We start from the raw sequence: 774 nt of genomic DNA, 5'->3' as shown, positions 1-774 counted from the left end.
GGGCCGTTATCGGCGAAATCGTCGAAGGCGCGTTCGGTCACGCGGATGATGTGGTCGCGAATGAACGCGGCCCCCTCCCGCGCCCCGTCTTCCGGATGCTTCAGGCAGCACTCCCACTCCAGCACCGCCCAGCCCGGGAAATCGTATTGCGCGAACTTGGAGAAGATGGCCTTGAAGTCGACCTGGCCGTCCCCGAGCGAGCGGAACCGCCCCGGACGATCGATCCAGTCCTGGTAGCCGCCATAGACGCCGCTGCGCGCGCTGGCGCGATACTCCGCGTCCTTGACGTGGAAGATGCCGATGCGCGCGTGGTAGCGATCGATGAAACCCAGGTAGTCCATCTGCTGCAGCAGCAGGTGGCTGGGGTCGTACAGGATCTTGGCGCGGGGGTGCTGGTCGACCACGTCGAGGAAGCGCTCGAAGGTGGCGCCGTCGTGCAGGTCCTCGCCCGGGTGGATCTCGAAGCACAGGTCCACGCCGCAGGCGTCGAAGGCATCCAGGATCGGACGCCAGCGCCGGCCGAGCTCGGCGAAGGCTTCTTCCACCAGTCCGGGCGGGCGTTGCGGCCAGGGATAGAAGTAGGGCCAGGCCAGCGCGCCGGAAAACGTGGCATGCGCCGTCAGTCCCAGGCGCTGGCTGGCCTTGGCGGCCAACTGCAGCTGCTCCACCGCCCAGGCCTGGCGGGCGGCGGGGTTGCCGCGCTTGTCCGGCGGTGCGAAGCCGTCGAACAGGCCGTCGTAGGCGGGGTGGACGGCGACCAGCTGTCCCTGCAGG

The 774-nt window shown here is 68.6% G+C and carries 1 protein-coding gene; it reads right to left on the bottom strand.

Annotated features, from left to right (window positions below; all coding sequences use genetic code 11):
• A partial coding sequence (locus CEK66_RS20235; protein ID WP_152238074.1) for a sugar phosphate isomerase/epimerase family protein occupies positions 1-774 on the bottom strand: 774 nt, incomplete at both ends.

This window comes from Xanthomonas sp. LMG 12460 (assembly GCF_009192895.1).
GTDB lineage: Bacteria > Pseudomonadota > Gammaproteobacteria > Xanthomonadales > Xanthomonadaceae > Xanthomonas_A > Xanthomonas_A sontii.
This window is presented reverse-complemented; position numbering and strand designations above follow the sequence as displayed.